Source organism: Anaerozeibacter quisquiliarum, assembly GCF_051162045.1.
GTDB lineage: Bacteria > Bacillota > Clostridia > Christensenellales > Aristaeellaceae > Anaerozeibacter > Anaerozeibacter quisquiliarum.
This window is the reverse complement of record NZ_JBISDI010000031.1, coordinates 22,406-45,629: the sequence shown is the minus strand read 5'-3', so window position 1 is coordinate 45,629 and position 23,224 is coordinate 22,406. Positions and strand designations below refer to the sequence as shown.

General features: G+C 64.6%; 20 protein-coding genes. 16 read left to right on the top strand and 4 right to left on the bottom strand.

All coding sequences use genetic code 11. The features are described 5' to 3' along the window. Window positions 1–332 precede the first annotated feature (332 nt). Together argH and ACH6CV_RS13475 are read right to left on the bottom strand one after the other, a co-directional pair. The gene (gene argH, locus ACH6CV_RS13480) at window positions 333–1,736 is read right to left on the bottom strand and encodes an argininosuccinate lyase (RefSeq protein ID WP_456358725.1); all 1,404 of its coding nucleotides are present in this window, start codon (window positions 1,734–1,736) and stop codon (window positions 333–335) included. A gap of 58 nt (window positions 1,737–1,794) precedes the next feature. Then, entirely contained in the window at window positions 1,795–3,015 is a 1,221-nt protein-coding gene (locus tag ACH6CV_RS13475; protein ID WP_456358724.1) for an argininosuccinate synthase, read from the bottom strand. 138 nt (window positions 3,016–3,153) lie between these two features. Between ACH6CV_RS13475 and ruvC the strand changes: the two genes are divergently transcribed. The 4 genes from ruvC to queA all read left to right on the top strand — a co-directional run bounded on the left by ruvC (window position 3,154) and on the right by queA (window position 7,131). Further along, window positions 3,154–3,690, top strand: coding sequence for a crossover junction endodeoxyribonuclease RuvC (gene ruvC, locus ACH6CV_RS13470; protein ID WP_456358723.1), 537 nt, complete (start codon window positions 3,154–3,156; stop codon window positions 3,688–3,690). 11 nt (window positions 3,691–3,701) lie between these two features. Then, entirely contained in the window at window positions 3,702–4,298 is a 597-nt protein-coding gene (gene ruvA / locus ACH6CV_RS13465) for a Holliday junction branch migration protein RuvA (RefSeq protein ID WP_456358722.1), read from the top strand. Then, a complete protein-coding gene (ruvB, locus tag ACH6CV_RS13460) occupies window positions 4,298–5,344 on the top strand; it encodes a Holliday junction branch migration DNA helicase RuvB (RefSeq protein ID WP_456358721.1) in 1,047 nt (348 codons plus the stop codon). The genes ruvA and ruvB overlap by 1 nt, the downstream gene beginning before the upstream one ends. Before the next feature lie 752 nt (window positions 5,345–6,096). Continuing rightward, complete coding sequence (gene queA / locus ACH6CV_RS13455) at window positions 6,097–7,131, top strand: tRNA preQ1(34) S-adenosylmethionine ribosyltransferase-isomerase QueA (RefSeq protein ID WP_456358720.1); 1,035 nt, start codon at window positions 6,097–6,099, stop codon at window positions 7,129–7,131. Here the strand turns inward: queA and ACH6CV_RS13450 are convergent. Beyond that, a complete protein-coding gene (locus ACH6CV_RS13450) occupies window positions 7,121–8,389 on the bottom strand; it encodes a hypothetical protein (RefSeq protein ID WP_456358719.1) in 1,269 nt (422 codons plus the stop codon). The two genes, queA and ACH6CV_RS13450, sit on opposite strands and share 11 nt — an antisense overlap. A 211-nt stretch (window positions 8,390–8,600) precedes the next feature. Between ACH6CV_RS13450 and ACH6CV_RS13445 the strand changes: the two genes are divergently transcribed. Next, window positions 8,601–10,682, top strand: a complete 2,082-nt coding sequence (locus tag ACH6CV_RS13445; protein WP_456358718.1) for a glutamine synthetase III family protein — start codon at window positions 8,601–8,603, stop codon at window positions 10,680–10,682. A 332-nt stretch (window positions 10,683–11,014) separates the two neighbouring features. Here ACH6CV_RS13445 and ACH6CV_RS13440 read toward each other — a convergent pair whose 3' ends face one another. After that, window positions 11,015–12,457: an aspartate ammonia-lyase gene (locus ACH6CV_RS13440; protein WP_456358717.1), complete on the bottom strand. Its 1,443-nt coding sequence runs from the start codon at window positions 12,455–12,457 to the stop codon at window positions 11,015–11,017. Between the two features lie 241 nt (window positions 12,458–12,698). On the opposite strand from ACH6CV_RS13440, the gene ACH6CV_RS13435 reads away from it, so the two are divergent. The 11 genes from ACH6CV_RS13435 to ACH6CV_RS13385 all read left to right on the top strand — a co-directional run bounded on the left by ACH6CV_RS13435 (window position 12,699) and on the right by ACH6CV_RS13385 (window position 23,219). Next, on the top strand, window positions 12,699–13,181 hold the full coding sequence (locus ACH6CV_RS13435) for an Lrp/AsnC family transcriptional regulator (protein WP_456358716.1): 483 nt from the start codon (window positions 12,699–12,701) through the stop codon (window positions 13,179–13,181). Window positions 13,182–13,378: 197 nt separating this feature from the next. Further along, window positions 13,379–13,978, top strand: a complete 600-nt coding sequence (locus tag ACH6CV_RS13430; protein WP_456358715.1) for a DUF6305 family protein — start codon at window positions 13,379–13,381, stop codon at window positions 13,976–13,978. 24 nt (window positions 13,979–14,002) lie between these two features. Next, window positions 14,003–15,307 (top strand): Na+/H+ antiporter NhaC family protein, encoded by a 1,305-nt coding sequence (locus ACH6CV_RS13425; RefSeq protein WP_456358714.1) that lies wholly within the window; start codon window positions 14,003–14,005, stop codon window positions 15,305–15,307. A gap of 17 nt (window positions 15,308–15,324) precedes the next feature. After that, window positions 15,325–15,498 carry a hypothetical protein gene (locus ACH6CV_RS13420; protein ID WP_456358713.1) on the top strand — a complete coding sequence of 58 codons (174 nt, stop codon included), beginning with the start codon at window positions 15,325–15,327 and terminating at the stop codon, window positions 15,496–15,498. A gap of 14 nt (window positions 15,499–15,512) precedes the next feature. Further along, on the top strand, window positions 15,513–16,697 hold the full coding sequence (locus ACH6CV_RS13415; RefSeq protein ID WP_456358712.1) for a deacylase: 1,185 nt from the start codon (window positions 15,513–15,515) through the stop codon (window positions 16,695–16,697). Between the two features lie 48 nt (window positions 16,698–16,745). Then, on the top strand, window positions 16,746–18,380 hold the full coding sequence (locus tag ACH6CV_RS13410; RefSeq protein ID WP_456358711.1) for a dipeptidase: 1,635 nt from the start codon (window positions 16,746–16,748) through the stop codon (window positions 18,378–18,380). A gap of 108 nt (window positions 18,381–18,488) precedes the next feature. After that, window positions 18,489–19,586, top strand: a complete 1,098-nt coding sequence (gene pgsB, locus ACH6CV_RS13405; RefSeq protein WP_456358710.1) for a poly-gamma-glutamate synthase PgsB — start codon at window positions 18,489–18,491, stop codon at window positions 19,584–19,586. A 2-nt stretch (window positions 19,587–19,588) separates the two neighbouring features. Further along, window positions 19,589–20,023 (top strand): poly-gamma-glutamate biosynthesis protein PgsC, encoded by a 435-nt coding sequence (gene pgsC / locus ACH6CV_RS13400; protein ID WP_456358709.1) that lies wholly within the window; start codon window positions 19,589–19,591, stop codon window positions 20,021–20,023. Then, entirely contained in the window at window positions 20,020–21,102 is a 1,083-nt protein-coding gene (pgsW, locus tag ACH6CV_RS13395; protein ID WP_456358708.1) for a poly-gamma-glutamate system protein, read from the top strand. Before pgsC ends, pgsW begins: the two co-directional genes overlap by 4 nt. A 46-nt stretch (window positions 21,103–21,148) precedes the next feature. Beyond that, window positions 21,149–21,748 (top strand): nitroreductase family protein, encoded by a 600-nt coding sequence (locus ACH6CV_RS13390; protein ID WP_456358707.1) that lies wholly within the window; start codon window positions 21,149–21,151, stop codon window positions 21,746–21,748. A gap of 286 nt (window positions 21,749–22,034) precedes the next feature. Beyond that, window positions 22,035–23,219 carry an SH3 domain-containing protein gene (locus tag ACH6CV_RS13385; RefSeq protein ID WP_456358706.1) on the top strand — a complete coding sequence of 395 codons (1,185 nt, stop codon included), beginning with the start codon at window positions 22,035–22,037 and terminating at the stop codon, window positions 23,217–23,219. Window positions 23,220–23,224: the final 5 nt, after the last annotated feature.

Below are 23,224 nucleotides of genomic sequence, written 5' to 3'. Positions count from 1 at the left end.
TTCTTCGCACCCCTACGGTTGACAAAGAGCCAAAAAACTATGTACGGGCGCCAAACATAGGCTACACCTCGAGGGCAAAGGACCGAGGGGGCCATTCGTCAAGGCCGGGTCGTATTTGCTTCGCAAATCTCCACCCTTCCCTTGGCTATGCGCATACCTCTGTGCTCTGCCACGCTCTGTAACCTGTGTTTGACGCCCGTACACCTGCTTCACTCGTCAATTTTGCACTTGACTTGACAATCGGCCGGTGCCCACATCGCCCCGAACCTGTTTGGCGTACACCTCACATCATAGGTGCGAGCAATGGGACGGGCCGATGCGGGCATCGGTCCCTACGGCAACGCGCGCGTCCTCTGCTCGGCGGCAGTCGCAAGATACGCCTCCATCGATGCAATCGACTGCGCGACCGCGTCCGGGGCGGGCCCGCCGGGCACCGCGCGGCGCATCGCGCAGTTCAGGATCGACAGCGCGTCGAACAGATCCTCCTCGAACAGCGGCGAGTACGCTTGAAACTCCTCAAGCGTCACATCGAGCAAGGCTCGGCCCGACTTGACGCAATCCAACACCAGCTTGCCCGCGACCTCGTGCGCCTGCCTGAACGGCAGGCCCTTTTTGACCAGATAATCGGCGGCGTCGGTCGCGTTGGTGAAGCCGCCCGCCGCGCCCTTTTCCATCTCCGGTTCGTTGAACATAAGCGCGCCAAACATGCCGCCGAACACGACGAGGCACTTGGTCCAGGTGTCGTGCGCGTCGAACAGCGCTTCTTTGTCCTCCTGCATGTCCTTGTTGTAGGCCAGCGGCAGCCCCTTGAGCGCGGTGAGCAGTGCGACCAGGTCGCCGTAGACGCGCCCGGTCTTGCCGCGGATCAGCTCGGCGACATCGGGGTTCTTCTTTTGCGGCATGATCGAGGAGCCGGTCGAGAACGCGTCGTCCATCCTGACAAAGCGGAACTCGTCGGTCGACCACAGGATCAGTTCCTCGCAGCAGCGCGACAGGTGCATCATCGAAATCGAGGCCGCGGCCATGTATTCGAGCGCGAAATCGCGGTCGGCTACGGCGTCCATCGAATTTTCGGAGATCGCGGAAAAGCCGAGCAGCTCGGCCACGCGCGCGCGGTCGAGCGGGTAGGTGGTGCCCGCGAGCGCGCCGGAGCCGAGCGGCATCACGTCGGCACGGCAAAAGCAGTCGGCGAGCCGCTGGTCGTCGCGCCTGAACATCTGCGCCCAGGCCATCAGGTGATGGGCGAGCGTGACCGGCTGCGCCTTTTGCAGATGGGTGTAGCCGGGCATAACGGTGCGGGTGTGGCGCTTGGCGGTCCGGACCAGTTGGGAGAGCAGGTCGCGGAGCAAGGCGCTCGTCTCATGGCAGGCGGCCTTGACGAATAGGTGCATGTCGAGGGCGACCTGATCGTTGCGGCTGCGCCCGGTGTGGAGTCGCCCGCCTGCGGGGCCGATGCGCTCGGTGAGCACCTGTTCGACGAACATGTGGATGTCCTCGGCCTCGGGGTCGAATGGGAGCGCGCCCGAATCGAGGTCGGCGAGGATGCCGTTTAAGCCGCGTATGATCGCGGCGGCGTCGGCGGCGGAGATGATGCCGGTCTCGCCGAGCATGGTGGCGTGGGCGATCGAGCCTAAGATGTCGTGGCGGTAGAGGCGTTGGTCGAAGGGGATGGACGAGTGAAAATCGTCCACCATGTGATCGGTCGCCTTTTCGAACCGCCCGGCCCAGAGTTTCATAAGAGCGTCCTCCTTGATGTGGTTGGGGCGGGCCTTCCCGCTCACGCGGGGATACCGATTACTCGCCCTTGCTTGCTTTTTGCTGCATCATGGCGCGCACCTTCATCGGCAATCCAAACAGATTGATGAACCCGGCCGAATCGGCGTGGTTGTACAGCTCCTTGCTGTCGCCGAAGGTGGCGATTTCCTCCATGTACAGCGAATGCGGCGAGGTCACGCCCGCCGGGATTGCGTTGCCCTTGTACAGCTTGAGCCGCACCTTGCCGGTCACGGTCTCTTGCGTGCTGTCGGCAAACGCGCTCATCGCCTCGCGCAGCGGCGTGTTCCACTGCCCGTCGTACACCAATTCCGCAAACCGGATCGCCATCATATCCTTATAGTGCGCCGTCGAGCGGTCGAGCGTGATCGTCTCCAATATCTGATGCGCGTCAAACAGCAGCTTCCCGGCCGGATTCTCATACACGCCGCGCGACTTCATCCCCACCAGCCGGTTTTCCACCAGATCGGCGATGCCGATGCCGTGCCGCGCGCCGATTCCATTGAGCGCTTCGATCAATTCGATCGGGCCGAGCGCCTTGCCGTTCACCGCGACCGGCACGCCCTTTTCAAATTCGATTTCGACGTACTCCGCCTCGTCGGGCGCTTGCTCGGGCGAGGCGCAGATCATGCATAGATCCGCGCTCGGCTCGTTCGCCGGGTTCTCCAATTCACAGCCCTCGTGGCTCAAATGCCACAGGTTCCGGTCCATCGAATAGGGCCGATCCTTCTTGACCGGCACCGACAGCCCGCGCGCCTGCGCGTACTCCACCGCCTGCTCGCGCGTCTTGATGTCCCACACGCGCCACGGCGCGATGATCTTCATGAACGGCGCGCGCGACTTGATCGTCAGCTCAAAGCGCACCTGGTCGTTGCCCTTGCCGGTCGCGCCGTGGCAGATGGCCGTAGCGCCTTCCCGAAGCGCGATCTCCACCAACTTTTCCGCGATGATCGGGCGCGCAAAGCTCGTGCCCAGCAGGTACTTCTGCTCGTACACCGCGCCCATCTTGAGCGTCGGCCAGATGTAGTCGGTCACAAACTTAAGCCGCACGTCCTCGATGTAGATCTTGCTCGCGCCCGACTTGATGGCCTTCTCCTCGAGCGGGGCCAACTCCTCGCCCTGCCCCACATCCACCGCCACCGCGATCACTTCGCAGCCCGGATAGTTTTCCTTGAGCCACGGAATGATGACCGTGGTGTCCAGCCCGCCCGAATATGCCAGTACGATTTTCTCCTTCGCCATTTGGGTTCGCCTCCATCCGATGATGGGCATAATTATACGTCTTCCGTGCATAAAATTGCAAGGCGCGGCTGCGTTAAATCTTAGTAGGGGCGCGCTTGACAGAACGCCTGTTTGCTGGTATGATGATGGCTAAAATGAATGGCAGACCTTCTCCCTGTTGGCAAGAAGGCGTGGATTGAAATGACGATATTGGGCATCGACCCCGGGCTCGCGACGATGGGCTGGGGCGTGATCGAGACGGCGGGGGATAGGCACCGGCTGATTCAGTTCGGCGCGCTGACCACGGCGGCGGGGCAGCCGATGCCGCAGCGGTTGCGGGCGATCTTCCTCGGCGTCAACCAGCTGATGGACATGTTTTCGCCCGACGAGGTGGCGTTCGAGGAGTTGTTCTTTTCGAAGAATGTGACCACGGGCATGGCGGTCAGCGCGGCGCGGGGCGCGGCGCTGGTGGCGGTGGCGCAGCGCACCGAGAATCTATACGAGTATACGCCGATGCAGATCAAGCAGGCGGTGACCGGCCACGGCAAGGCCGACAAGCATCAGATGCAGATGATGGTCAAGATATTGCTCGGCATGGACGAGATCGCGCGGCCCGACGACGCCGCCGACGCGCTGGCGGTGGCCGTCACCCACGCGCACTGCATGAACGCGCGCCACCTGTACAAAATCAAGTGAGGGGATCTTAAGTGTACGCACACATCCAGGGCCTGGTGGCCGAAAAGACCTCCGACGCGCTGGTGATCGACGCGGGCGGCGTGGGGTATTGGCTGTCCGTCAGCGCGGGCACGCTGGCGGCCGCGCCGGCGGTGGGCAGCCCCATGAAGTGCTACACCGTTTTGAGCGTGCGCGAGGACGCGATGGAGCTGTTCGGTTTCGCTACGCGCGAAGAAAAGGCCATGTTCGAAAAACTCAAGAGCGTATCCGGCGTGGGCGCGCGCATGTCGCTCAACATCCTGTCGGCGCTCAGCGTACGCGAGCTGTCGATCGCGCTGGTGACCGGCGACTCCGCCGCGCTCACGCGCGCGCCCGGCATCGGCAAGAAGACCGCGCAGCGGCTGGTGCTCGAATTGCGCGATAAGGTGGACGACTGTGATCTGACGGGCGCGCCCGCGACGACCGGCGCGCCCGTGCGCTCGGGCGGCATTCAGGGCGAGGCGATCGAGGCGCTGATGGCGCTGGGCTACGCCTCGAGCGAGGCCGCCAAGGCGGTGGCCTCTGTTGCGGATAAGGCCGCTACGCTCGATGAAACGATCAGGCTGGCGCTGAGGGGGATGGTGAGCTGATGGAGGACAACCGCGTGATCGGGGCGGGCTTCAACCGCGAAGACGACGACGCCGAGCGCTCGCTCCGCCCCCAGACGCTTGCCGAATACATCGGTCAGCCCAAGTTGAAGGACAGCCTGACCGTCTACATGCAGGCGGCGCTCGGGCGGCGCGAGCCGCTTGACCATCTGCTGCTGTACGGCCCGCCGGGGCTCGGCAAGACCACGCTGGCCGGCATCATCGCCTCGGAGATGGGCCATAACATAAGGGTGACGAGCGGCCCCGCGATCGAGCGGCCGGGTGACCTGGCCTCGATCCTGACCAACCTGAACGCGGGCGACGTGCTGTTCATCGACGAGATCCATCGGCTCAGCCATTCGGTTGAGGAGGTGCTCTATCCGGCGATGGAGGACTACGCGCTGGACATCATGATCGGCAAGGGCCCGTCGGCGCGTTCGATCCGGCTGGACCTGCCGCGGTTCACGCTGATCGGCGCGACGACGCGCGCGGGGCTGTTGACCTCGCCCCTGCGCGACCGGTTTGGCATCAGCTTCCGGCTGGAGCTGTACTCGCCCGAGGAGCTTGCGGTGATCGCGCTGCGCTCGACGCGCATTCTGAGGATCGAGTGCGAGCGGGAGGGGGCGCTGGAGATCGCGTCAAGATCGCGCGGCACGCCGCGCATCGCGAACCGGCTGGTCAAGCGCGTGCGCGACTTTGCGCAGGTGAAGGCGCAGGGTGTGATTACGCGCGCGGTCGCGCGCGAGGCGCTGGACATGCTGGAGGTCGACCGGCTCGGGCTCGACCACACCGACCGCACGATGCTGCGGACCATGATCGAGAAGTTCGGCGGCGGGCCGGTGGGGCTGGACACGCTGGCCGCCTCGACGGGGGAGGACGCGACCACGATCGAGGATGTGTATGAGCCGTATTTGCTGCAGCTGGGGTTTTTGATGCGCACGCCAAGGGGGCGCGTGTGTACCCCGGCGGCGTACGCGCATTTGAAGCTTCAGCAGCCGAAGCCGGAAATGGGCGCGGAGCAGCTGGGGTTTGAGATGACGGAGGGGTAGGAAGTCATCAACCCCGCGTGAGCGGTTCAGGGAGTCCAGAGGGCAAAGCCCTTTGGCGGGTTCCAAGGGCAGCGCCCTTGGCGGGGTTTGGGGCAGAGCCCCAATGTCCTTTCGTAATCCCGCGCCGCCGTATCGGTTCCCAAGCAATCGGACCGGAGCGTTGGATACGGTCGACGGCGGCGCGGCGTTCCCGATGTTCTGCCGGCGAAGGCGCTGCCCGCAGGCGACGCCTTCGCCGACAGAACGAGTTCCCCCGCCGCGTAAAACCGCGCGCCATTCCCTCGGGACTGGCACATCCCATTCCCCTCCGGCGGAGGGGTGCCCGAAGGGCGGGGTGGTTCCCGTCCAGTTGCGCGTAAAATGAAACTATATCTATGCGACCAGCAGGTTCACCACCCCGCCTGCGGGCACCCCTCCAAAGAGGGGAATGGGAGGGGATTCCCGCGGGTCTCATTGATGACGATTTGAGCCATCCGCCAAACGGGTCGCCCCTGCGTGGGGCCTTGTTTTACGCATCAGGTACGGCCTCGCTCCCTGCGGTCGCATCGGGGAACGCCGCGCCGCCGTCTCCCGGAACTCAGCGCTTCGTTCCTCGTGCCCGGACCCGATACGGCGGCGCGGAGGACGTTGGGGCTCCGCCCCAAACCCCGCCAAGGGCGCTGCCCTTGGAACCCGCCAAAGGGCTTTGCCCTCTGGACGCCCTGAACCGCTTGCGCGGGGAACCCATACCGTTAAGAAAGGACTTCCCCCCTATGAAAACCGCCGACTTCTTCTACGACCTGCCCGAATCGCTGATCGCTCAGACCCCCGCCACGCCGCGCGACCATTCGCGGCTGATGTCCATCGACCGCTTAACCGGCGCCATCACCCACGAACACTTCTACGACATCCCCGCCCACCTCCGCCCCGGCGACGCGCTCATCGTCAACGAAACCCGCGTGCTGCCCGCCCGCCTGATCGGCGAACGCGTCGGCGACGCCGCGCAAGGCGGAACCTGCGAGCTGCTCCTGCTCAAACAGCTCGCCCCCAAGACTTGGGAAACCCTGGTCCGTCCCGGCAAAAAGCTGCGCCCCGGCGCGCGGGTCTCGTTCGGCGGCGGACGCCTTACCGCCACGATTCTCTCCCCCACCGACGCCGGCGGGCGCGTCGTGGAATTCGCCTGCGAAGGCACGATGGAAGCCGCGCTCGACGAACTGGGTGAGATGCCGCTGCCGCCCTATATCCACGAAAAACTAACCGACAAGGAGCGCTACCAGACCGTCTACGCGCGCGCCCGGGGCTCCGCCGCCGCGCCCACGGCGGGGCTCCACTTTACGCCCGAGCTGATGGACCGGATCCGCGCGCGCGGCATCGATATCGTGCCCATTTTGCTGCACGTGGGCCTCGGCACCTTCCGCCCGGTCAAGGCCGAGCGCGTCGAGGACCACGTGATGCACGCCGAATACTACGAAGTGACCGAGGACGCCGCCGAGCGCATCAACTTGGCCCGCGCGCGCGGCGGCCGGATCGTCGCGACCGGCACCACCAGCGTGCGTACGCTGGAATCGGCGGCGGACGACTCGGGCCGGATTTGCGCCCTCTCCGGCCAGACGAGCATCTTCATCACGCCCGGCTACCGCTTCAAGGCGGTCGACGCGCTGATTACCAACTTCCACCTGCCCGGCTCCACGCTGCTCATGCTGATTTCGGCGTTCCTGGGCCGCGAGCGCACGCTCGCCGCCTACGCATGCGCGGTGCGCGAGCGCTACCGCTTCTTCAGCTTCGGCGACGCGATGTTTATCGGGTAACCGCCGCACCCGCGCGCATCGGCGTGCGGCCCACATCCACATTGTCCGCCTTGCGGTCGCGCAGCGCCTCGATGGGGTTGGGCGCGGTCTCGAACCGGTAATCCTGGCCGCGCTGGTTGATGTAGTCCCCGACCACCGTGTGGCTGGCGACCTGACCGAGGTCGCGGTTGACGCGGTTTTGGTAGAGGAAGAAGTCGTAGTCGGGCTTGAGGTCGCCGATGTCGCCGTAGCTCTCGCGGACCCCGGTCATCTGTACCGTGCCGGCGAGCACCTTGCGCACATGGTCTATGTTGCTTTCCAGCTTGAGCGGGGCCGGGAAATCACCCGCGCCCACCACCTGTTGGTAGTCCTTGCCCTCGTAGCGTTTCAGCAGCGCCTTGGCCAGATGCAGGTGCGCGATTTCCTGTTCGTACAGCATCGCCCAGAACTGGCGGATCCGGGGATCGCTCTCGGTCTCCATGCACGACCAGTACAGATAGCACTCGGTGTATTGGTGCATCAAGAGGCCCTCGAGCCAGCTTGCGTTCACGTCCATCAGGCTGCCGTACTCGGTCACATGCTGCTCCTCCACCATGCCGATCTCCTCGTACAGCTTGCGCCCGCGGTCGGTCTTGTAGCTGTTGCACACGTTCATGTAGAAGTTCATCGTCTGCTGCTCGGCGGCGGTGATGATGCCCACGCACAGCTTGGTCTCGAGGTTCGACTGCTTGTTGTCGATGTGGGGCTTGATCGAGTCGAACGGATAGCGGTGGTGCGCGATCGTGGGGCGCGCGGGCATGACCTCGGTGTAGCGCCCGACCAGGTCCTCGGCCTTGACGCCCTGATCCATGTCGAGCAGCTGCGCGTAGCGGTACAGGTGGTCGAAATCCTCGAGCAGCGCGAAGTTGAGCGCGTCGCGCACAATCTCCTCCCGCTCGCGCTTGGCCAGCGCGGCGGTCAGGTCAACCGCCAGCTGCTCGTAGCCGATGGTGTGCTCGAGCACGGTCTCGTCCGGCGGTTTGAGCATGGCGACCGCCTTCTGCTGCTGTTGTTCGATCCTGCGGATCAGCGCCACCTGCCGGCGCACCTCCTGGTCGGGTTGGTGGCGCGAGAGCTGGTGGGTATACCACACATTCTCAAACTCGGTGCCGCTCATCAGGATCACGCGGGTACGGGTGTAGGGATCGACCGTGCGCTTGTCGTAGGGCAACGGATACATCGCCGCCCAGTCCATCAGGCAATCGTCCATTACAATCGGCTTTTGGTCAAACGGGTTCATCGATGGGTTCACTCCTTCTTTGATTGTCCACGGATGCCTTCATTATGCCCCGCGCGCCCGGCGGCAATTCCCCTGGTCGCGCGCATCCGGCTGCGGCCCAGAAATCCCCGGGGGTGCGGCGATTGGCCAAAACTTGGCGGACACGCGCTTGACAGCGCTTGGCGGCGCGCCGTATACTGCTATCTGATACTTTGCGACGGGGGGAATCGGAATGGAGCGACTCAGCGAGATGTTTGGCGCGCAGGTGTTTGGTGACAGCACCATGCGACAGTGGCTGAGCGCCGAGGTGTACGCGGCGTTCAAGGCCCGGCTCGCCGAGGGCCGGGCGCTCACGCGCGACCTGGCCGACCAGATGGCCGCGGCCATGATGGACTGGGCGACCTCCAAGGGCGCGACCCACTACACCCATTGGTTCCAGCCGATGACCGGCATCACCGCCGAGAAGCACGACGCCTTTCTGTCCACCGAGGGCGAAGGCGTCATCCAGGAGTTCTCGGGCAAGGCGCTGATCGTCAGCGAGCCCGACGCGTCGAGCTTCCCGTCCGGGGGCCTGCGCGCCACATTCGAGGCGCGCGGCTACACCGCCTGGGACCCGACCTCCTATGCCTTCCTCAAGGACAATACGCTGTGCATCCCCACCGCGTTCTGCGGCTACAACGGCGAGGCGCTCGACAAGAAGACGCCGCTGCTGCGCTCGATGGAGGCGCTGAACGTACAGGCCAAGCGCATCCTGAAGCTGTTCGGCAAGGACGTGCGCCGCGTGTCGCCCACGGTCGGCGCGGAACAGGAGTACTTCTTGATCGACCAGGCGGTGTTCAACCGCCGGCCCGACCTGATCTACACCGGACGCACGCTGTTCGGCGCGCGTCCGCCCAAGGGGCAGGAGCTGGACGACCACTACTTCGGGGTGCTCAAGCCGCGCGTGGCCGCGTTCATGAAGGAGCTGGACGAGGAGCTGTGGAAGCTGGGCGTGCCGGTCAAGACCGAGCATAACGAAGCCGCGCCCGCGCAGCACGAGCTTGCGCCCATCTTCACCACCGCCAACATCGCCACCGATCACAACCAGCTGATCATGGAGCTGATGAAGAAGACCGCCAGCCGCTTCGGTATGGCCTGCCTGCTGCACGAGAAGCCGTTCGAGGGCGTCAACGGCAGCGGCAAGCACAACAATTGGTCGATGACCACCGATCTAGGGATCAACCTGCTCGAGCCGGGCGACACCCCGCGCGACAACGCGCAGTTTCTGCTGTTCCTGTGCGCGGTGCTGAAGGCGGTGGACGAGCACCAGGATTTGTTGCGTATTTCGACCGCCAGCGCCGGCAACGACCACCGGCTCGGCGGGAACGAAGCGCCGCCCGCGATCATCTCGGTGTTTCTGGGCGACGAGCTGACGGGGCTGCTTAAGGCGCTCGAAGCCGAGAACGACTACGCGGGCGTCAAACGCACCGAGATGAACATCGGCGTCAACGTGCTGCCGCGCTTCCCCAAGGACACCACCGACCGCAACCGCACCTCGCCGTTTGCCTTCACCGGCAATAAGTTCGAGTTCCGCATGCTGGGCGCGCCCGCGTCGGTGGCCGAGCCCAACATCATGCTGAACACGATCGTGGCCGACGTGCTCATGGAATTCGCCGACCGGTTGGAGCAGGCCGAGGACTTCACGCAGGCGCTGAACGCATTGATCCGCCAGACGATCCGCGCGCATAAGCGCATCATCTTCGGCGGCAACAGCTACTGTCCCTCTTGGGTTGCGGAGGCGCAACGCCGCGGCCTCGCCGACCTGCGCTCGGCCGCCGAGGCGATCCCCCGCCTGACCGACGCGCGCAATGTGGCATTGTTCAAGCGCCACGCGGTGTTTACCGAGGTGGAGCTCAACTCGCGCAAGGAGATCATGCTGGAGCACTACGTCAAGGTGCTGTCGATCGAGGCGCTGACGATGCTCGACATGGTCAGCCGCGACATCCTGCCGGGTATCATGAACTACTCCGCGAAGCTGGGCGGCGACGCGCGGGTGAAGCAGGAGATCGGGGTGACGAACGCGCTCGACAAGGCGCTGTGCGAGCAGCTGTCGGAGTTGGCGGCAGGCGTGCACCGCGCGGCGGCGGAGCTCGACGAGCGCCTGCACGGCGCGGACGAGTCGCAAAACGCGGAACTGCTGGCGCTCTACTACCGCCAGTCGATCTTCCCCGCCATGGCCGCGCTGCGCCAGGCAGTCGACGCCGCCGAGCCCCTGGTGCCGACCAAGCTCTGGCCGTATCCGAACTACGGCAATCTGCTGTTCAGCGTGAGCTAGGTAACCGCCGACCAAATCCCACGTGCGGTGGCGGCTGCCTTTGCGCCATCTTGCGCCTGCAAAATCCTCGACGTAGCGCCGCTACGCCTTCAGATTTTGCAAGCGCAATCTGACGGAAATTCAGCACGCCGCCGCACGCGTGCTTTAATCGGCGCTTACCTGGGTAACCGCCGACCAAATCCCACGTGCGCAGAGGGATTTGTGCGGCGCAGCCCTGGCGTACCGCGCGTGAGCGCCCATGGGGGTTCTCTAAGGAACGAAAACCCTTGAGCGGGATCCGGGCTGGCCCCGGATCCCGCTCAAGGGTTTTGCGTATAAGCTTCCCTCACCGCTCACGCGGGGGAATGCGCCGGTGGCATCTCGGTCATCGCCCGCAAATCCAGCATCGCTTCGATCTCTCCCGCCGGCAGCCCCGTGTAGGCTTGCACGACATCGGCGATCGGCCGGCCGGTTCGCAGCGCTTCCTTGGCGATCTCGGCGGCCTTTACATAGCCCAGCACCGGGCACAGCGCCGTCACCAAACCCGCGCTATGGCGCACCAGCTCCAAACAGTGTTCCCGGTTGGCGGTGATGCCGGACACGCAATGCTTCTCAAACGTGTCCGCCGCGTGCGCCAAGCACTCGATCGACTCGAACAGGCGGCAGAACATCACCGGCTCGAACGCGTTGAGTTCCAGCTGCCCGGCTTCCGACGCCATCGCGATCGTCACGTCGTTGCCGGCCACCAAAAACGCCACCTGATTGACCACTTCCGGAATTACCGGGTTGATCTTGCCCGGCATGATCGACGAGCCATTTTGGCGCGCCGGCAGCACGATCTCCCCGATGCCCGTGCGCGGCCCGCTCGACAGCAGCCTGAGGTCGTTCGCGATCTTCGACAGGTTGAGCGCGCAGGTCTTGAGCACGCCCGATGCCGCGGTAAACGCGTCGGTGTTCTGCGTGGCGTCGATCATGTCCTTCGCCCGCGTCAGCGGTATGCCCGCCTGCGCGCTCAGGATCGGCAGCACCCTTTCAAGGTACACCGGGGCGGCGTTGAGCGCCGTGCCAATCGCCGTGCCGCCCAGATTCACCTCGCACAGCGCGCGCCGAGTGGTCTCGATGCGCGCAAGGTCGCGCCGCAGCACCGATTCGTACGCCGCGAAGCTCTGCCCCAACCGTACGGGCACCGCGTCCTCCAACTGCGTGCGCCCCATCTTCACCACGTCGTCGAATTCCCTCGCCTTGACGCGCAGCGCCTCGCACAGCCACGACAGCGACGCCTCAAGCTTGCCCAGCAACTGGTAGGCCGTCATGCGCCCGGCCGTGGGGTAGACGTCGTTGGTCGACTGGCCCAGGTTTACGTGGTCGTTGGGATGCACGTGCGCGTAGTCGCCCTTTTTATAGCCCATCAACTCCAGCGCCCGGTTGGCGATCACCTCGTTGGCGTTCATGTTGGCCGACGTGCCCGCGCCGCCCTGAATCTGATCGACGATGAACTGATCGCACAGCGCGCCCGACAGCACCTCGTCGCACGCGCGCTCGATGGCCTCGGCCACGTCGATGGCCAGCACGCCCGCCTCGGCGTTGGCCCGCGCCGCCGCGCGCTTGATGCGCACGATGTTGCCCGTCAGCGCCGGGTGCATCGCGCGAGCGGTGATCGGAAAGTTCTCCACGGCGCGCAGCGTGTGCACGCCGTAGTAGGCCGCCTCGGGCACCTCAATCGCGCCCACCGAATCGCGCTCGATCCGCGTCAGGCCGCTCGGCTCAAACACTGCGCGCGCCGCCACATCGTCCACTTCCTTTATCCTCCCGCTCTTCGTCCCTTTCTGTCATGATACCCCACCGCATGGGCCGCGTCAACGAGCCCGGTGCGATCGCGTCAAATGTGAAGGATTTCATGCAGATGGTCTATTTTTCGAAGGGGAGACCACCATAAAACTTTTGAATCGTAAAATTCTCGGCGATTGGGGGAAAAAGGTACCCTAACCTTGGTATATTTGATAGAATGGTATCGCTAAGAAGGGGTGGAGATGCGCAATGCACAATCTCGACGCGATCGATTACCAGTTGATTGGCTTGCTTCAGGAAAACGCGCGCAGCACCATCAAGCAACTGGCGGAGAAGGTGTTCATGTCTCCGCCCGCGGTGGCGGCCCGGCTGGCCCGCCTCGAGAAGGACGGCGTGATTCTGGGCTATCAGCCCATGCTCAACCCCCTGGTTTTTGATTACAACATATTGGCCTTTATCAGCTTGCAGGTGCAGCCTTCCGATAAACCACAGTTTTATCCCTATATCGATTCGGTGCCCAATGTGCTCGAGTGCAACTGCGTGACCGGCGATTACTCCATGCTGGTCAAGGCGTGCTTTCACAACACGATGGAGCTGGACGCCTTCATCGGCGAGCTTCAGCGCTTTGGCAAGACCTACACGCAAATCGTGTTTTCAACGCCGGTGAACGTGCGCTGGCCGCAAGTCGGGACCGGGGCCGCGCGGGCCGCCAAGCGGGACACGGAGCCCTGACGCAACGCCGGTTTGGGATGCGGGTGCCGCCGTTCTCGGTTGTGCCGCACATCCCGCGGCCATTGCCGCCTCAACAAATCCCGACACCCGATCGGCGTTGGCATCGGGCCGTCAAGCGGACATGCATTGTCGAGGGGGACAAGGTTGCCCTGCTCGTGGTATGTAAAAACGGACAGAAGAATGAGGAGGTCATCACGATGCGCAAGGTTCTCTCTATCCTGTTGCTGGCTGCGTTGCTCGTATCCCTGCCGACCACGGTGTTTGCCGCCATTTCCGGCGACCCGGTCAAGACCTATCCGGCCCCCTTTCTGATTACCAATGCGGGCCAGGGCCCAGGCGGCAAGATGGCGCGGCTGCTGGTGGGGCAGGCCAAGACGGTGGAACTGGAGACCGACTTCTTCTACAACGCCGAGCCGGTGGAGGAGGATCTGAAGGCGCGGGATTACACGGCGCTTATCTGTGTGATCGGCTCGACCGACAAGGGCCTGGGCGCGTCCGGCATCACGATCGAGGACGAGATCGCGCGCCTTGAAAAGATGGTGGCCTGCGCTCAGGAGATTAAACTGCCCATCGTGGCGGTGCTGCTCGAGAAGGACAAGCGCTCCGAAATCAAAACCAACGCCAACGAGCGCTGCATCGACGTGATCTGCCCCGCCGCCGAGTGGATGGTGGTGGTCAAGGACGGCAACGCCGACGGCCGGTTTGACGCGCTCAAGGAGGCGCATGGCATCCCGCTGACCATCATCGACAACTCGATCGACTTCACCGAGCTGGCCAGGCAGGCCTTCGTCAAATAAAGAGGAGGGTGGAGGGGGCGCGCAATGTTTCTCAATACCACGGTCATCCTGATTGCGATGGCGGCCGCCTTCGTGCTGAGCGGCATCTTTCTGAAATCGACGGAAATCTCCATGGTGATCGCCGGCGTGGTCGGCATGGCGTTCGGCGTCGCCCACGGCTGGCAATCGTTCGCGGACGCGGGCCGGATTCTGGTCGAGGGGCTGTTCACCAACCTGGATCTGGCGCTTTTGTTCGTGACGGCGTCGCTGTTTGTCAACGTCTACGCCCACGGCGGCGCGCTCGCGGCGGTGACGCGCAAGCTGGTCAGCAGGTTTGACAGCAAGTGGGCGCTTTTGTCCTTCATGGCCGTCTTTATGCTGATTCCGGGCGCGATCACCGGCGCGGGCAGCGTGTCGGTGTTCGTCATGGGCGCGCTGGTGTCCACCGTGGTCGGCTACATGGGCCTGTCGCCCAAAAAGACCGCGGCGTTCGTATTCATCTTCGCCATTTTGAGCGCGGCCGCGCCGCCGATCAACCTGTGGACGATGATGATGACCGCGCAGGCCAACATGCCCTACGTCGGCTTTACCTGGCTGCTGCTGATCCCGATTGTGATCGTGGGCGCGTTCACCATCGCCTTTCTCGGGTGGGGCAGCAAGCGTGAATCCAAGGAAAAGATCCTGTCCGAACTGCCCGAGGCGCCCGAGGGCATGAACTGGGTGCGCATCGCGTTGCCGCCGTTGGTGCTGGTTTTGCTGCTGGTGGCGTCGCTGGTGATCCCGTTCCGCGTCCCGGTCATGGGCATGCCGCTGATCTTCGTGCTTTCGACCGTGGTGGCCATGCTGGTCAGCCCTCGGAAGACCTCGTTCAAGGAATACTACGGCGTCATGAACCGCACAATGGAGCAGGTGTTCCCGCTGCTGGCCACCGTACTGTCGGTGGGCGTCATGCAAAACGTCATGGCCGCCGTGGGCGTCAAGGGCCTGATCGGCATCACCTTCGTCACGCTGCCCATGGCGTGGATCTACGCGGCGATCCTGCTGGTGGCTCCGTTCAGCCAGGCGTGCATGAGCTACGGCAGCGCCATCGTGATCGCCACCCCGCTGATCTTCATGTTCAATACCGCCGGCTTCAACACCACCGTGGTGGCGGCCGCGCTCAGCTTGATGTTCCCGATCGGCGACTGCCTGCCGCCGTCCCGGATCGTCGGGCGCATCACCATTGAAACGGTGGGCTATCAGGGCAGCTACACCTCGTTCCTGGCCCAGGTCCTCGTGCCCTGCCTGCTGCTGGGTGCGCTGGCGCTCGTCATGATGATGATGCCCGGCCGGTTTGCGTTCTTGATTTAGCGTAAGGAGGGATCCGCGTGGTCGTATTGGAGACAATCATTCGCTATCTGTATTTCGCGTTTGCCGCGATCGTTGGGCTCTTCCTGCTCAAGAACCTGTTCAGGCGGGAGAAGCGCCAGGGCCTTACGTACGACATCGTGTACGCCTACTGCATCATTCCATTTCTGCTGCGGCTGCTCTGGATTAAGTAAGGGGGGAAAGCGTCATGAGTGAAAGGCAAAATGCGTACCGGAGACGCCCCCTGCTGTTTAAGCTGATCGCGCTGGCGGTCATGCTGGCGCTCGCGGGCGTCGCGGGCTTACAATTCCGCGCGCTGCGCACCTTTGAGGAGACCTTTGTCGCCAGCGAGGATCTGACCGAGGTCCGGCACCTGAGCGACTACCTGCCCAACCTCAAGGGCACCTACATGGACACGCCCATCTTCGTGTTCGACTCGGGTGTGCCGGGCGGGAGCGTGCTGTACGCCGCCAACCCGCATCCCTATGAACCGGCGTCCAGCCTGTCGGCCTACATCATGCTCGAGAACATCAAGGTGGAAAAGGGCAGGGTGTTCGTGATTCCGCAGTGCAACCGCTCGGCCTCGACCACCGGCATGCCGGGCAACGCCTACCCGATGTTCTACACGGTAAAGACGCCCTGGGGCGAGGTCCGCTACAAGATCGGCGACCGCGGCACCAACCCGCTCGACCAGTGGCCCGACCCGTTCACCTACGTGAACTACCCATCGGGGCAGAACCTGGCGTATCAGGACATTCGCAACTTCAACCGCACCCATCCGGGCCGGCCGGACGGTACGCTCACCGAGCGCGGCTCGTTCGCGATCGGCGAGCTGATCCGCCAGGAGCAGATCGACTTGTCGATCGACGTGCATGAGGCGTCCATCATGTATCCGGTGGTGGGCACCTACGTGGCGCACGACGACGCGCTCGACATCGCCATGATGGCCTCGATGATGCTGACCGCCACCAGCTTCGACATGAAGTGCGAGGCCTCGCCCAAGAGCCTTAAGGGGCTGTCGCACCGCGAGTGGGGCGACTACACCGACACGCTGGCCGTGCTGATGGAGACGCCCGAGCCGTTCATCGACCGGGTGGTGGGCCCGATGACGACCGAGCTGTTGACCGAGGGCAAGGACGAGTTCCTGGCCGTGGCGGCCGAGCACGGGCTGACGTTCGTGCCCTACGACATCGATTTCGGCTTCCCGATGTGGTACCGCGTGGGGCGGCATCTGTCGGGCGCGCTCGAGGTGATCCGGCAGACCGCCGCGTTCTTCCCCGAAAAGGAGGTCATTGCCAGTTGGCCCACGTTTGAGGAGCTCAAGGAGCACGACTGCGGCTACTTCCTGCACGATCCGGCGACCGCCGATCCCGACCGGGTGAAGCGCGTCTGATTTTCGAAATCCTATGGACGGGGTCCATAAAATATAGGAGGGAAAAAGATGAAGCGGAAAACCAGGGTCATCTCCATCGTCCTGCTGGTCGCCATGCTGGTCATGGCCTGCCAGAGCGCCTTCGCGTGCACCACCGTGCTGGTGGGCCGGGATGCCACCACCGACGGATCGACCATCGCGACGCACAACGACGACTCCTCGAGCGCCGACTTCCGCCTGTGGACCATTCCGCGCATGGAGGGCGGCGAAGGCAAGACGCGCGACATCGTCGTCGATTCCCACAACTACGGCGACTACGGCCAGTATCCCGCGGTCAAGGATTACGGCAACGGCCTGCTGGCCGCCCAGATGCCCCAGCCCGAGGAGACCTTCGCCTACTTCCATTCGCGCTACTCGTTCATCAACGAGAAGGGCGTGTCGATGGGTGAATCCACCTTCGGCATCGACGATTCCACCGAGTACGGCAAGAAGGTCAACGACCTGATCTACAAAAACAACGACGGTCTGATCGACTGCTGGAACGCGCAGGACATCGCGCTTGAGCGCGCCTCCACCGCGCGCGAAGCCGTCGAGATCATGGGCCGGCTGGCCGAGGAATACATCTGGCGCGACCCGGGCGAGACGATCAACGTCGCCGACGGCAACGAGTGCTGGATCGCCGAGTTCTACGGCCGCGACCTGTGGGCCGCGGTGCGCATGCCCAGCGACGGCTTCTTCGTGGCCGCCAACCGCGCCCGCATCGACCACATCGACTTTGAGGATAGCGAAAACTACATGTACTCCCCGAACCTCAAGTCGTTCGCCATCGAGAACGGCCTATGGAAAGAGGGCTCGGAGAAGTTCTCTCCCGCCGAGATCTACGCGCCCGGCGACGGACTCTACTCCACCCGCCGCGAATGGCGCGCGCTCGACCTGGTGGCCCCGAGCCTCAAGCTCGATCCCAACGCCAAGCGCTTCCCGCTGTGGGTCATCCCCGAGAAGAAGCTGTCGGTTCAGGACGTGTTCGAGCTCAAGGGCGACTACTACCAGGGTACCGATTACGACGTGTCGCTCTCTCCCCAGGCCGGCCCGTTCGGCAACCCCATCGACTTCAACAACGTCGAGCGCACGATCAACATGTTCCGCACCTGCTACGTGATGATCGCCAACGTCAAGGCCGACCTGCCCGACGAGATGAAGTGCCTGGTGTGGTACGGCTACGGCGCGCCCGACTCCACCTACCTGACGCCGCTGTGGCCCACGATGAACGCGCTGCCCGACCTGTACACCATCGGCAACCGCTACGAGGAGTTCAACCGCGACAGCGGCTGGTGGACCAACTCCTACGTGCAGCAGATCGCCACCATCAACTACCAGGAAGCCATCAAGGAGATTCACGCCGCGCGCGAGGACAAGATGAACGCGCAGTATGAGATCGTGCCCAAGCTCCAGGAGGTCGGCGCGAAGCTGATCGCCGAGGGCAAGGCGGCCGAGGCCCGCGAGCTTATCACCGCCTACGCCTACAACAACGCCGCCCAGTGGCATGAGAAGTGGCTCGAGCTGGGCGACGACATGATGGGCACCTACATGTGGGGCCGCAAGGACATGAGCGGCAAGGGGTCGACCTGGCCGGATTACTGGAAGGACATCATGAAGAACGCGCCGCGCAACCCCGGCCCGGCCGGCGCCGCGCCCGTGAACTGATTGCGAAATAGCCGTGTTTTTTGGGGCTGTCCCGGCAGGGCAGCCCCAAATCATTGACGAAATGGCGTATAATGGGTGAAGAACAGCCCGATGAGGGGAGGCGCGCCGATGCGACTGGCGGCGCTGTTGACGCTCGTACTGATCGCGGTCGGCGCGGTCGAACGCGCGCTGCACGAGAAAAACCTGCGGCGCGCTCCCGTGCGCGTGCTGGTCAACGGCACGCGCGGCAAGACCAGCGTCACCCGCCTGCTGGCGGCGGCGCTGCGCGAGGCGGGGCATGTGACCTTCGCCAAATGCACCGGCACCGCCGCCGTATGGATTCTGCCGGACGGCACGGAAAAGCCGCTTCGGCGGCGGCGCGGCGCGCGGCTGACCGAGCAGCTGCCGTTTTTTCGGCGTGCGGCGCGCTCAGGCGCGCGCGCGGCGGTGGTCGAGTGCATGGCGATCCGTCCCGAGTCGCAGCGCGCCATGGCCCAACTGGTGCGCCCGACGATGGTGCTGATTACCAACGCGCGCGTCGACCACGTGGACGAGCTGGGCAAAACCGAGCGGGACACGCTTTGGGCGCTCGCGCAGTCCATCCCCGAGGGCGCGACCGTGGTGTCGGCCGAGGCGGGGCTTCGCGCCCTCGGTTTTTCGCCCGTCGATCCGTCGGACGAGCCGGTGGACGAAGCTTACCTGTCGGGGTTTGGCTACCCGATGTTTGAGGACAACGTGCGCCTGGTGCTCGCGGCGTGCGCTTTGCTCGGGATCGACCGCGCGACCGCGCTTGCTGGCATGCGCCGCGCCGCGCCCGATCCGGGGCAGGCTGGGCCGTTTCGAATCGGCGAGTGCGTGGTGGTCAACGCGTTCGCGGCCAACGACACCCAGTCGAGCGCCGCGCTGCTTGAACAGATCGAGCGCGCGCGGGGCCTCGAGGGCGCGCCGATCGGCATTGTGTTTAACAACCGCGCCGACCGCGAATACCGACTGCGCGCGTTCCTGCCGCTCGTATGCGCGCTGTCGGGGCGCGTTTTCCGCCTGATCGCGATCGGAGAAAACGCGGGCAAGGTGGCGCGCTACTACGGCCGGCGCGCCTGCGTGCCCGCGTCGGCCGGCGAACCGGAGGAACTGCTGGGCATGCCGGGAATCGTGTTGTGCCTGGGGAACATCAAGGGCGCGGGGCTCGACTTCATCGAGCGCTGCCGCGCGCAAGGGGAGGTCTGACGATGCAGCAAGCGGCGATCGCATTGAGCGTAATCTTTGGCTTTCTGTCGGCGGAGCTGTTGGGGCTGCACACCGGCGGGCTTATCAGCGCGGGCTACCTGGCGTTTTACGTGGAGCAGCCCTACCGGCTGCTGAGCACGCTGCTCATGGCGCTCGCGATCTACGGCGCGGTCCGCTTGCTTTCGCGCTTCTTGATCGTGTACGGCAGCCGCCGCTTCATGCTGTCGGTGCTTTTGAGCCTGCTGGGCGGCTGGCTGCTGGAAAAGGGCTTCTACTACGCCTGCGCCATCCCGCAGGACATGCGGGCGGTGGGGTACATCGTTCCGGGCCTGATTGCAAACGATATGCTTCGGCAGGGCGTGCTGAGGACGCTGCCGCTCACGCTGCTGCTGGCGTTTGCGATTCGCATGATCCTGATGACGGGGGTCTTCGGATGAGGCGGTCGTTCACGGCGGGCAGAATCGGCGCGGGCTGGCTGCTGGCCGCGCTGCTTGCGCTGATCGCGGGACACCAGCTGGCGATTGCGCTGGGCGGGCGGGCGCTTCATCCCTACGCGCATGTGCAGCGCGCCGCCGCCGAACGGATGCTCGCGGCCGAGGCCCGCCTCAAGGAAGTGGTGTTGCGCGAGCGCATCGAGATCCTTGCGGACGACCTCAATAAAACCGGGCTGATCGGGCCCGAATGGACGTTTCTCACCACCACGCCCGGCGCGATCGAAGCCAAGCGCAGCGCGCTCAACCCCAACTTCGCGGCGCTGATGGTACACTACTACGAGCAGGCCGGACTCAAGGCGGGCGACCGGGTCGCGCTGGGACTGAGCGGCTCGTTTCCGGGGTTGTCCATCGCCGCGCTGTGCGCGGCCGGCGAGATGGGGCTCGACGTGCGCGTGATCGCCTCGTTCGGGGCGTCGATGTACGGCGCTACGCGGCCCGAGCTGACCGTGCCGCGGATGTTCGGGATTCTGCGCGACGAGGGCCTTGTCGACTACACCCTGCTGGCCACATCGCCCGGCGGCAGCGGCGACCGGATGCCGGAGAGCTTCCTGTTCGGCGACGTACGCCCGCTCGTTGCGCGTCTGGCGGCCGAGGCGGGCGTCGAGTTCATCGATCGGCCCTCGCTCGAGGAGAGCATCGCCCGGAGGCTTGCGCTGTATGGGGAGGACATTCGCTGCTTTGTGAACGTGGGCGGCGCGAGCGCAAACAGCGGCGAGAGCGCCTACACGCTGGCCTTCCCAAACGGCCTAGTGCTGGATCCGCCGCCGGTTCCGACTTCGCCCAACCGCGGCCTCGCCTATGAGTACGCCGCGCGGGGCGTGCCGGTAATCAACCTGCTCAACGTGCGCGGGCTGTGCGCGCAAAACGGCCTGCCCTACGATCCCGCGCCGCTGCCGCCGCCGGGCGAGGGCGCGGTGTACTTCCGCGCGACGTATCCCCAATGGGCGCTGCTGACCGCGCTCGCCTTGGCCGCGGCGCTGCTCGCGGCAGGGCGATGGCGCGGGCATCGGCGCAATGTTTGAACCCATCGCCTATGTGGTAGATAGGAATTCAAGGAGGGGTTCTTTTATGGAACATACATTGAAAAGCGCCGTGGAGCGCCGGCGCAGCCGATACGCGATCGACAAGCAGGTTCATATCTCTGACGAGCGCATTGAGGAAATGATCGCGCACGCGGTCAAGCACGTCCCGTCCCCGTTCAACGTGCAGAGCGCGCGCACGGTGCTGCTGCTGGGCGAGCAGCACGAAAGGCTGTGGAGCATCGTCCGGGAGACGCTGCGCGCGATCGTACCGGCCGACGCATTCGGCGGCACCGCGCAAAAGCTGGCCGCCTTCGACGCCGGCTACGGCACGGTGCTGTTCTTTGAGGATCAGTCGGCAATCGGCGCGCTGCAGGCGCAGTTCCCGCTGTACAAGGACAATTTCCCGATCTGGTCGCTTGAGAGCAACGGGATGCTGGAATACGTCGTGTGGACGGCTTTGTCGGCCGAGGGACTGGGCGCCTCGTTGCAGCACTACAACCCGCTGATCGACGACGAGGTCAAGCGCATCTGGCAACTGCCCGCCGAGTGGAAGTTGCTGGCGCAGATGCCCTTTGGCAACCCGACCGCCGAACCCGACGCCAAGCAGTTCGCGCCGCTCGAGGGGCGGTTCAAGGTGTTCAAGTAGGTTGATGACGCTCGCCGTTCACGCACCCGCCGGGATAGATACCGGCGGGTTTTCGCATACTAGGTAAGCGCTGATCAAATCCCACGCGCGATGGCGGCTGCCTTTTCGTCATCTCGCGCCCGCAAAATCCTCGACGTAGCGTTGTTATGCCTTCGTCTTTTGCGAGCACGATCTGACGAAAATTCAACTCGCCATCGCACGCGCGCTTTAATCAGCGATTACCTGGGCATGCCATGCGCCCCCGGAGCGGGCGTTTGTTTTGCGCCGCAAGGCGGGAGGAGTTTACATGCCGCGACACACCAAATTTTTCCTGGCCGCCTTGTCGGCCGCAGTCCTGGGGGCGGTGATCGCCGCCCAGATCGGGGCCGAAACCGCGCCGCCCGTTCCCACGCCCGCGCCCGCATCGCTGCCGACGGCGCCGCCCGCGCCCACCCCGACACCGACGCCCGTGCCCGCATCGCCGCGCCAGGCGCCGGTGCGGGTGCCGGCGGGCGCGCTCGAGCTGCCGATCCGGGGGGCGACCGGGTTTTCCTCGATCCAATTGAACCTGAGAAGCGAGCCCAGCGCCCAAGCGACGCTACTGCGGCAGGTGCCGCCCGGCACGGCGTTTCGGATCCTCGAGGAGGAGGGCGCGTACTGGCGCGTCGAAAACGACAGCTTCACCGGCTATCTGGCGCACAAGTACTGCATGGTCAACCTGCCCGACGTAATCCCGTCCATCGTCTATGAAAACACCAACGCCTCCCAATCGCGGGTGCATTCGTCGGGCAAGAGGGTGCCGGGCGTCACCGGCGAGGCGCTGTACCAGGCCCGGGCATACGACGAACGGCTGGGCCGGGAGGAATTCATCATGCCGGTGATGTACTCGATGGCCAGAAAAGTTTGCGCCGCGCAGCAGGCGGCATTGGCGCAGGGCGACTCGCTCAAGCTCTACGAAGCCTACCGCCCCGACGGCGCGCAGCGCGCCATGGTCGAGGCGCTGGCCGCGCTGGCCGAGCGGGATCCCGAGGTCCAAGAGGGCATCAGCGCGCCGCCGTGGAAGATGTCCTGGTTCATATCGCTGGGCACATCCAACCACCAGCGCGGCTGCGCGATCGACGTGAGCCTGGTCAAGGTCGAGGCTGTCAAGCACCATTGGTCGGGCGACTGTGCGTACAACGCGGTCGTGAAATACAAAGAATACGACATGCCCTCGCCCATCCACGAGTTGAGCATCGCCTCCGCCGCATTCAGCGCGCCGGTGGTCTCCTCATCGGAGACCGCATGGAAAAGCGCAGCACCTGCTCCGGCCATGAACAGGGCGGCGCTGTCACTGCAACGCTATTGCGCAGGCGCGGGCTTGACGCCGCTGGCGTCCGAGTGGTGGCATTTCAACGATTTGGCCACCTACCGGGCCCTCGGCGAAAACACGGGCCGGGGTGAGGCCACGCTCACGCAGCTGTTCAGCGTCCCGCCGTACGCTGCGCCGTAGGCAGC

Excerpts from the sequence above, each read along its gene's own strand:
- queA (WP_456358720.1), top strand. The coding sequence starts at position 6,097 with ATGAAAACCGCCGACTTCTTCTACGACCTGCCCGAATCGCTGATCGCT.
- ACH6CV_RS13430 (WP_456358715.1), top strand. The coding sequence starts at position 13,379 with ATGCGCAAGGTTCTCTCTATCCTGTTGCTGGCTGCGTTGCTCGTATCC.
- ACH6CV_RS13390 (WP_456358707.1), top strand. The coding sequence starts at position 21,149 with ATGGAACATACATTGAAAAGCGCCGTGGAGCGCCGGCGCAGCCGATAC.
- ACH6CV_RS13385 (WP_456358706.1), top strand. The coding sequence starts at position 22,035 with ATGCCGCGACACACCAAATTTTTCCTGGCCGCCTTGTCGGCCGCAGTC.
- ruvC (WP_456358723.1), top strand. The coding sequence starts at position 3,154 with ATGGCAGACCTTCTCCCTGTTGGCAAGAAGGCGTGGATTGAAATGACG.
- pgsW (WP_456358708.1), top strand. The coding sequence starts at position 20,020 with ATGAGGCGGTCGTTCACGGCGGGCAGAATCGGCGCGGGCTGGCTGCTG.
- ACH6CV_RS13450 (WP_456358719.1), bottom strand. The coding sequence starts at position 8,389 with ATGAACCCGTTTGACCAAAAGCCGATTGTAATGGACGATTGCCTGATG.
- ACH6CV_RS13475 (WP_456358724.1), bottom strand. The coding sequence starts at position 3,015 with ATGGCGAAGGAGAAAATCGTACTGGCATATTCGGGCGGGCTGGACACC.
- ACH6CV_RS13410 (WP_456358711.1), top strand. The coding sequence starts at position 16,746 with ATGAAGCGGAAAACCAGGGTCATCTCCATCGTCCTGCTGGTCGCCATG.
- ACH6CV_RS13445 (WP_456358718.1), top strand. The coding sequence starts at position 8,601 with ATGGAGCGACTCAGCGAGATGTTTGGCGCGCAGGTGTTTGGTGACAGC.
- ruvB (WP_456358721.1), top strand. The coding sequence starts at position 4,298 with ATGGAGGACAACCGCGTGATCGGGGCGGGCTTCAACCGCGAAGACGAC.
- ACH6CV_RS13415 (WP_456358712.1), top strand. The coding sequence starts at position 15,513 with ATGAGTGAAAGGCAAAATGCGTACCGGAGACGCCCCCTGCTGTTTAAG.
- ACH6CV_RS13435 (WP_456358716.1), top strand. The coding sequence starts at position 12,699 with ATGCACAATCTCGACGCGATCGATTACCAGTTGATTGGCTTGCTTCAG.
- argH (WP_456358725.1), bottom strand. The coding sequence starts at position 1,736 with ATGAAACTCTGGGCCGGGCGGTTCGAAAAGGCGACCGATCACATGGTG.
- pgsB (WP_456358710.1), top strand. The coding sequence starts at position 18,489 with ATGCGACTGGCGGCGCTGTTGACGCTCGTACTGATCGCGGTCGGCGCG.
- ACH6CV_RS13425 (WP_456358714.1), top strand. The coding sequence starts at position 14,003 with ATGTTTCTCAATACCACGGTCATCCTGATTGCGATGGCGGCCGCCTTC.
- pgsC (WP_456358709.1), top strand. The coding sequence starts at position 19,589 with ATGCAGCAAGCGGCGATCGCATTGAGCGTAATCTTTGGCTTTCTGTCG.